This is a genomic window from Pantoea sp. CTOTU50773 (assembly GCF_032082325.1).
GTDB lineage: Bacteria > Pseudomonadota > Gammaproteobacteria > Enterobacterales > Enterobacteriaceae > Pantoea > Pantoea communis.
The window spans coordinates 1-8,458 of the sequence record NZ_DAMDQC010000182.1 but is presented as its reverse complement, the minus strand read 5'-3'; the positions used below and the strand labels follow the sequence as shown (position 1 = coordinate 8,458).

Genomic DNA, 8,458 nt, shown 5'->3' with positions numbered 1-8,458 from the left:
GCGTGAAGATGCGCGCTGGAGCAACGGTGAACCCGTCACCGCGCAAGATTTCGTGTACAGCTGGCAGCGTCTGGCCGATCCGAAAACAGCTTCACCCTAGGCCAGTTATCTGCAAGCTGCCCATATCGCCAACATCGACGCCATATTGGCGGGCAAAGCCTCGCCGGATTCACTGGGCGTGAAAGCAATTGATGCGCATCACCTCGAAGTGACACTCACTGAGCCTGTTCCCTATTTTGTCGACATGCTGGCCCATACCGCGATGAAGCCGGTGTATCGCTCGGCGATTGAAAAATTCGGCGAGCAGTGGACCCAACCGCAGAACTATGTGGGAAATGGTGCCTACACGCTGGCTGACTGGGTGGTGAATGAAAAGATCGTTCTGAAGCGTAATCCGCAATATTGGGATAATGCGCGAAGCGTGATTGATGAGGGCGTTTTTCTGCCGATTAGCTCCGAGAACAGTGATATCAATCGCTATCGCAGCGGTGGCACAGATATGACCAACAGCGTGGTGCCACCGGATTTATTCAAGAAGTTGCAGCAGGATTTAGGTAACCAGGTCAAAGTCAGCCCTGTGCTCTGCACTTTCTACTATGAAATGAATAACAAGAAAGCACCGTTTGATGATGCAAGAGTTCGTACAGCGCTGAAGCTGACGCTTGATCGTGACATCATCGCCGACAAGATCATGGGGCAGGGGCAGATCCCCGCCTATGCGCTGACGCCGCCATTTACGCACGGCATCTCGCCTGAAGCCCCTGCCTGGTCGAAGCAAACCCAGGCCGAACGTAACGCCAGTGCCAAACAACTGCTGGCCGATGCCGGTTTTAATGCTCAGCACCCGCTGCGTTTCACGCTGTTGTATAACACCTCTGAGCAGAATAAACGGCAGGCTATCGCCGCCGCCTCGATGTGGCAAAAGAACCTCGGTGCCGAGGTGACGCTACAAAATCAGGAGTGGAAAACGCTGCTGGAGACGCGTCATCAGGCGCAATACGACGTGGTGCGTGCCACCTGGTGCTCGGACTATAACGAGCCCTCAACCTTCCTCAATATGCTGCTGAGTGGTTCCTCGATTAACACCGCGTTCTATCACAGCGATGCCTTCGATAAATTGATGGCGCAAACTCTGACGGCTGCCGATAACACACAGCGTGCCGCATTGTATCAGCAGGCGGAAGCGCAGCTGGATACGGACTCGCCCATCGTGCCGGTTTACTATCGCGTCAGCGTGCGTCTGGTGAAACCCTGGGTAGGCGGTTTTACCGGTAAAGATCCGCAGGATATGCTGGCATTGAAATACTATTACATCAAGAAACATTGAGTAATGTGTGGAACCGGCGCTACAGTCGGACGGCACATTAACGTGGTAAACCCTGAAGGGTGGTAGTGGTCTCTGTTCAGACAGGCAGAGATCTCCCGGAAACGGGGTACGCCGGGCAGTTCACTGACCCGGTGACGATAATAAAACTGGAGCTAAGTAATGAACAACATCACGAAAAAAAGCCTGATTGCCGCAGGCGTTCTTGCAGCAATCGGCGCACTGGCAGGGAATGCTGCTTTGGCCGCAGTGCCAGCAGGCGTTGAATTGGCAGCAAAACAGGAGCTGGTACGTGGTAATGGCGATGAAGTGCAATCGCTTGACCCGCATAAAATTGAAGGCGTGCCGGAAGACAACATCGCACGCGATCTCTACGAAGGTCTGATCATTAGCGACAGCGATGGCAAACCGATTCCGGGCGTGGCAGAAAGCTGGGAAAACAAAGATTTTAAAGTCTGGACTTTCCATCTGCGCAAAAATGCCAAATGGTCCAATGGCGAGCCAGTCACGGCACAAGATTTCGTCTATAGCTGGGAGCGTTTAGTCGATCCTAAAACCGCTTCTCCTTACGCCAGCTATCCGCAATACGGCCACATCCTGAATGTCGATGACATCATCGCCGGTAAAAAACCGATCACCGATCTGGGTGTGAAAGCCATTGATGACCATACGCTGGAAGTGACCCTCAGCGAGCCGGTTCCTTATTTCTACAAGCTGCTGATCAACTCCGTGATGTCACCGGTATATAAGCCTGCTATCGATAAGTTTGGCGACCAGTGGACTCAGCCACAAAACTGGGTGGGCAACGGTGCTTTTAAACTGGAATCACACGTCATCAACGAACGTGTCACCCTCGTACGTAACCCGGAATATTGGGATAACGCGCACACCGTACTGAACAAAGTGACCTTCCTGCCGATCAACTCAGAAGTCAGTGACGTGAACCGTTACTTCTCTGAGAACGGCAGTGACATCACTTACAACAACATGCCGATCGAGCTGTTCAAAAAACTGCAGCGTGATAACGGCAAAGAGTTGATGGTGAAGCCGTATCTCTGCACCTACTACTATGAAATCAACAACCAGAAAGCGCCATTCACCGATCCGCGCGTGCGTACTGCGCTGAAACTGGGTCTGGATCGCGACATCATGGTGAATAAGGTGCTGGCGCAGGGTCAGTTACCGGCGTACAGCTTTACCCCGCCAGCCACCGACGGCATGGAATTGCTGCCGCCAGACTGGTTCAAATGGGATCAGAACAAGCGTAACGAAGAAGCGAAAAAACTGCTGGCTGAAGCGGGTTACACGGCTGACAAGCCACTGACCTTCAACCTGCTGTACAACACCTCGGATCTGCATAAGAAACTGGCTATCGCCGCGTCTTCGATCTGGAAAAAGAACATTGGCGTGAACATCAAACTGGAGAACCAGGAGTGGAAAACCTTCCTGGATACCCGTCATCAGGGCAACTTTGATGTTTCTCGTGCGGCCTGGTGTGCAGACTATAACGAGCCAACCTCGTTCCTGAACATCATGCTGTCTGACAGCAGCAGTAACACCTCGCACTATAAGAGCGCAGACTTCGATAAAGTGATCCACGATGCTGTGAAAGCGGTGGACGATAAAGCCCGTGTCGCGGATTACCAGAAAGCTGAGCAGATTCTGGATAAAGACAGCACCATCGTGCCGGTTTACTACTACGTTAACGCGCGTCTGGTGAAACCGTACGTGGGTGGTTACACCGGTAATGATCCGCTGGATAAAACCCTCGATAAAAACCTGTATATCATTAAACATTAATAGCACTCAGGCTATCGACAGTGGCGGCGCTGTAGCGCCGCCTTTTTGACTTTGTGAAGCAACAGCCTGGTAGGTACGGCAATGTTAAAATTCATCCTGCGTCGGCTTCTGGAAGCGATCCCGACGCTCTTCATCCTGATCACCATCTCTTTCTTTATGATGCGACTGGCACCCGGCAGTCCGTTTACCGGCGAGCGCACGCTCTCGCCTGAAGTGATGGCGAACATCGAAGCCAAATATCACCTGAACGATCCGATCGGCAAACAGTACGTCAGCTACTTAGTGCAACTGGCGCACGGCGATTTTGGTCCATCGTTCAAGTACAAAGATTACTCCGTTAACTATCTGGTCGGCCACGCCTTCCCGGTTTCGGCCAAACTCGGCCTCGCCGCCTTCTTCCTTGCGGTGATCCTCGGCGTGACGGCAGGGGTTATTGCCGCGCTTAAACAGAACAGTTTGTGGGATTACGCGGTGATGGGGGTCGCCATGACGGGCGTCGTGATACCCAGCTTTGTCGTCGCACCGCTGCTGGTGCTGATTTTTGCGATCACCTTGCGCTGGCTGCCGGGCGGTGGCTGGAACGGTGGGCAGTGGAATTACATGCTGCTGCCGATGGTGGCGCTGTCTCTGGCCTATATCGCCAGCATCGCGCGTATTACGCGTGGTTCGATGATTGAAGTGATGCACTCCAACTTTATTCGCACCGCGCGCGCCAAAGGGTTGCCGCTGCGCCGTATCGTACTGCGTCATGCATTGAAACCTGCCATGTTACCCGTGCTCTCGTATATGGGGCCGGCATTCGTCGGCATCATCACCGGTTCAATGGTGATCGAATCGATTTACGGTCTGCCGGGTATTGGCCAGCTGTTTGTTAACGGTGCCCTGAACCGTGACTATTCTTTGGTGATGAGTCTGACCATTTTGGTCGGCGTGCTGACCATTCTGTTCAATGCGATCGTGGATGTGCTGTATGCCGTCATCGATCCGAAAATCCGTTACTGATGGTGGAGTTCGCCCATGATGTTAAGTAAGAAAAACAGCGAAGCTCTGGATGCCTTCAGTGAAAAACTGGAAGTCGAAGGGCGCAGCCTGTGGCAGGATGCGCGTCGCCGCTTCATCCATAACCGCGCTGCGCTGATCAGTTTGCTGGTGCTGTTAGCGATTACCCTGTTCGTGATATTAGCGCCGGTGTTGTCGCAGTTTAAATATGATGATACCGACTGGGCCATGATGTCAGCCGCTCCGGATACGGTATCAGGCCACTGGTTTGGTACCGACTCATCGGGACGTGACTTGCTGGTGCGCGTGGCGATTGGCGGTCGTATCTCGTTGATGGTCGGCATTGCCTCCGCGTTGATCGCGGTGCTGGTGGGCACGCTGTATGGTTCACTGGCGGGCTATCTCGGCGGTAAAATCGATTCCGTGATGATGCGTATTCTGGAAATCCTCAATTCCTTCCCGTTCATGTTCTTCGTGATCCTGCTGGTGACCTTCTTTGGTCGTAACATCCTGCTGATCTTTGTGGCGATCGGCATGGTGTCGTGGCTGGATATGGCGCGTATCGTGCGTGGCCAGACGCTGGGCCTGAAGCGCAAAGAGTTTATTGAAGCGGCGCAAGTGGGTGGTGTGTCGACCTTCAATATCGTGCTACGTCACATCGTACCGAACGTGCTGGGTGTGGTGGTGGTCTATGCCTCATTGCTGGTGCCCAGCATGATTCTGTTTGAATCCTTCCTCAGTTTCCTCGGGTTGGGTACGCAAGAGCCACTGAGCAGTTGGGGCGCACTCCTGAGTGACGGCGCCAACTCCATGGAAGTCTCGCCCTGGTTGTTGATGTTCCCGGCGGGTTTCCTCGTGGTCACGCTGTTCTGTTTCAACTTTATCGGCGATGGCCTGCGTGATGCCCTCGACCCGAAAGATCGTTAAGGAGTTTCCCGATGACCATACATGAATTTCAGCCAGCAATGGCTGCACGTGCGGGAAACAGTAACCTGCTGCTGGACGTTAAAGACCTGCGCGTCACCTTTGGCACCCACGATGGTGATGTCACCGCAGTCAACGATCTTAACTTTTCACTTCGTGCCGGCGAAACCCTGGGTATCGTCGGCGAATCGGGATCGGGCAAGTCGCAAACCGCTTTCGCCCTGATGGGCCTGCTGGCAAAAAACGGTCGCATTGGCGGTTCGGCAAAATTCAACGGTGAAGAGATCCTTAACCTGCCGGAGAACAAACTGAACAAGCTGCGCGCAGAGCAGATTGCGATGATTTTCCAGGACCCGATGACCTCGCTCAATCCGTACATGCGCGTCGGCGAGCAGCTGATGGAAGTGCTGAAGCTGCACAAAGGCATGAGCAGCGCGCAGGCGTTTGAAGAATCCGTGCGTATGCTGGATGCGGTGAAAATGCCGGAAGCGCGCAAGCGCATGAAGATGTTCCCGCATGAATTCTCTGGCGGCATGCGTCAGCGTGTGATGATCGCCATGGCGCTGCTGTGTCGTCCTAAATTGCTGATTGCTGATGAACCGACCACGGCACTGGATGTGACGGTGCAGGCGCAGATCATGACGCTGCTGAACGAGCTGAAACGCGAGTTCAATACCGCGATCATCATGATCACCCACGATCTCGGCGTGGTTGCGGGTATCTGTGACAAAGTGCTGGTGATGTACGCCGGGCGTACCATGGAGTATGGCCGTGCACGCGATGTGTTTTATCAGCCTGCGCATCCTTACTCGATTGGCCTACTGAGTGCGGTGCCGCGTCTGGATGCGGAAGAGGGTGAGTCACTCACCACCATTCCTGGCAACCCGCCTAACCTGTTGCGCTTGCCACAGGGCTGTCCGTTCCAGCCACGTTGCGCCTTTGCGATGGACGTTTGTGCCAAGTCACCGCCGCTGGAGCCTTTCGCGGAAGGGCGTCTGCGTGCCTGCTTCAAACCGGTGGAGGAATTAGCATGAGCACCGTCATCGAAGAGAAGAAAGTCTTACTGGAAATCGCCGATCTTAAGGTGCATTTCGATATTAAAGACGGCAAACAGTGGTTCTGGCAGCCGCCAAAAACACTGAAAGCAGTGGATGGCGTCAGCCTGCGTTTGTATGAGGGGGAAACCCTCGGCGTAGTGGGCGAATCGGGCTGTGGTAAATCAACCCTGGCACGCGCCATCATCGGCCTGGTGAAAGCAACCGACGGTCGTGTGGCCTGGCTGGGACGTGATTTATTGGGGCAGAGTCAGGATGAGTGGCGCCAGGCGCGCAGCGATATCCAGATGATTTTCCAGGATCCGCTGGCCTCGCTGAACCCGCGCATGACCATTGGCGACATCATTGCCGAGCCGCTGCGCACCTATTATCCGAAAATGCCGAAGCAGGAAGTGAAGGATAAGGTAAAAAACATGATGATGAAGGTTGGACTGTTGCCTAACCTCATCAACCGCTATCCACACGAGTTTTCCGGTGGTCAGTGTCAGCGTATCGGCATTGCGCGAGCGCTTATCCTCGAACCCAAGCTGATTATTTGCGATGAACCGGTTTCGGCGCTGGATGTGTCGATTCAGGCGCAGGTAGTGAATTTGCTGCAGCAGCTGCAACGTGAAATGGGATTATCGCTCATTTTCATTGCGCATGACCTTGCTGTGGTGAAGCACATCTCTGATCGTGTACTGGTGATGTATCTCGGTCATGCAGTTGAGTTAGGCACTTATGACTCGGTGTACAACAATCCGCAGCATCCTTACACCCGTGCACTGATGTCTGCGGTACCCATTCCGGATCCGGATCTGGAAAAAAACAAACAGATCCAGCTACTAGAGGGTGAACTGCCTTCACCGATCAATCCGCCCTCGGGCTGCGTATTCCGCACTCGCTGTCCGATTGCCGGACCTGAGTGTGCGAAAACGCGTCCGTTGCTGGAGGGCAGTTTCCGCCACGCAGTATCCTGTCTGAAGGTCGACCCCTTATAAGGTCGAAAAGAAAACGCCGGGCAATTGCCCGGCGTTGTTTTATGCGTCAGCGATTATTCACGCCAGAGAATGTGGCACAGCTTATGGTCTTTCTCGCGGCACAGTAGCACGCGCGCAAACACATCGGTAATCGGCTCGCCGTCCGCTTCACCCAAACCAATCACCACTTCCGCAAAGAAGTCCGGGTTGAGATCGAAATCGACGTGCTCCTGCCAGTCTTCCGACGGGTCAAACAACTCCGCACCGCCGCGCTCTTCAAACTGCAGATTGAACAGAATGATGTCAGCCGGATCGAGGTTATCACCGGCCAGTTCTAGAAAAATGTCGTAGGCCTGTTCCAGCGTTTCATCTTCGGTAAGGCGATTATTTAAATCCATGGTCATTCCTGCTTACTCTGAGGCGGTAATCTTGTCGCTCGTTTTACAGTAAAGGGCTAAAGAAGTAAAACAGTCGTTCAACGATGCGTTGCCACCACGCACGTTTAGCCCAGCGCGCACCATCCAGCAGGCGTGAGCGGGCGATATAGTCATCCTGCACCGTGGCCAAATCGCTGCCAAATCCATCATCATCCACCACCAGCGTGATTTCAAAATTAAGCCACAAGCTGCGCATATCAAGGTTTACGGTACCGACCAGACTCAGCTGTCCATCGACCAGCACGCTTTTGGTATGCAGCAAACCGTCTTCAAATTGATAAATTTTTACGCCTGCTTCCAGCAACTCGGTAAAGAACGCGCGGCTGGCCCAGCCCACCAACAGCGAATCATTGTGGCGTGGCACCACAATGCTGACTTCCACACCGCGTTGCGCAGCGGTGCAGATGGCGTGCAGCAGGTCGTCACTGGGGACGAAATAGGGCGTCGTCATGATCAGCTGTTCGCGTGCGGAATAGACCGCCGTCAACAACGCCTGATGAATCATATCTTCCGGGAAGCCCGGCCCCGAAGCGATCACCTGGATGATATGACCGCTTTCCTGCTCAAAGGGCATGATGTTGGCATCCGGCGCGGGCGGCAGAATGCGTTTGCCGGTTTCAATCTCCCAGTCACAGGCGTAAACGATGCCCATCGTGGTCGCGACCGGCCCTTCCATACGCGCCATCAAATCGATCCATTGGCCCACGCCTGCATCCTGCTTGAAGTAGCGAGGATCGACCAGGTTCATGCTGCCGGTGTAGGCAATATAGTTATCGATGAGCACCACTTTACGATGCTGTCGCAAATCCATACGGCGCAGGAACACACGCAGCAGGCTCACTTGTAACGCCTCAACCACGTCGATACCGGCATTGCGCATCATATTCGCCCATGGGCTGCGGAAAAAGGCCACGCTGCCCGCGGAGTCCAGCATCAGGCGGCAATGTACACCCCGGCGTG

7 protein-coding genes and 1 pseudogene are annotated in these 8,458 nt (G+C 54.1%); 6 read left to right on the top strand and 2 right to left on the bottom strand.

Going from position 1 to position 8,458, the window contains the following annotated elements:
* The 6 genes and pseudogenes from RT340_RS20205 to oppF all read left to right on the top strand — a co-directional run.
* A pseudogene (locus RT340_RS20205) lies at positions 1-1,327 on the top strand (ABC transporter substrate-binding protein); the annotation flags it as partial.
* 159 nt (positions 1,328-1,486) lie between these two features.
* Positions 1,487-3,124 (top strand): oligopeptide ABC transporter substrate-binding protein OppA, encoded by a 1,638-nt coding sequence (oppA, locus tag RT340_RS20200; RefSeq protein ID WP_313377576.1) that lies wholly within the window; start codon positions 1,487-1,489, stop codon positions 3,122-3,124.
* Positions 3,125-3,205: 81 nt separating this feature from the next.
* Entirely contained in the window at positions 3,206-4,126 is a 921-nt protein-coding gene (oppB, locus tag RT340_RS20195; RefSeq protein ID WP_034828832.1) for an oligopeptide ABC transporter permease OppB, read from the top strand.
* Between the two features lie 15 nt (positions 4,127-4,141).
* A complete protein-coding gene (gene oppC / locus RT340_RS20190) occupies positions 4,142-5,050 on the top strand; it encodes an oligopeptide ABC transporter permease OppC (protein ID WP_034828835.1) in 909 nt (302 codons plus the stop codon).
* Positions 5,051-5,061: 11 nt separating this feature from the next.
* Positions 5,062-6,081, top strand: coding sequence for an ABC transporter ATP-binding protein (locus tag RT340_RS20185; protein ID WP_097116989.1), 1,020 nt, complete (start codon positions 5,062-5,064; stop codon positions 6,079-6,081).
* Positions 6,078-7,082 carry a murein tripeptide/oligopeptide ABC transporter ATP binding protein OppF gene (gene oppF / locus RT340_RS20180; RefSeq protein ID WP_034828839.1) on the top strand — a complete coding sequence of 335 codons (1,005 nt, stop codon included), beginning with the start codon at positions 6,078-6,080 and terminating at the stop codon, positions 7,080-7,082. Before RT340_RS20185 ends, oppF begins: the two co-directional genes overlap by 4 nt.
* Before the next feature lie 53 nt (positions 7,083-7,135).
* Here the strand turns inward: oppF and RT340_RS20175 are convergent, their stop codons facing one another.
* The gene (locus RT340_RS20175) at positions 7,136-7,465 is read right to left on the bottom strand and encodes an HI1450 family dsDNA-mimic protein (protein ID WP_196250121.1); all 330 of its coding nucleotides are present in this window, start codon (positions 7,463-7,465) and stop codon (positions 7,136-7,138) included.
* Between the two features lie 37 nt (positions 7,466-7,502).
* On the bottom strand, positions 7,503-8,458 hold a 956-nt coding region (cls, locus tag RT340_RS20170; protein ID WP_313377575.1), incomplete at its 5' end, for a cardiolipin synthase.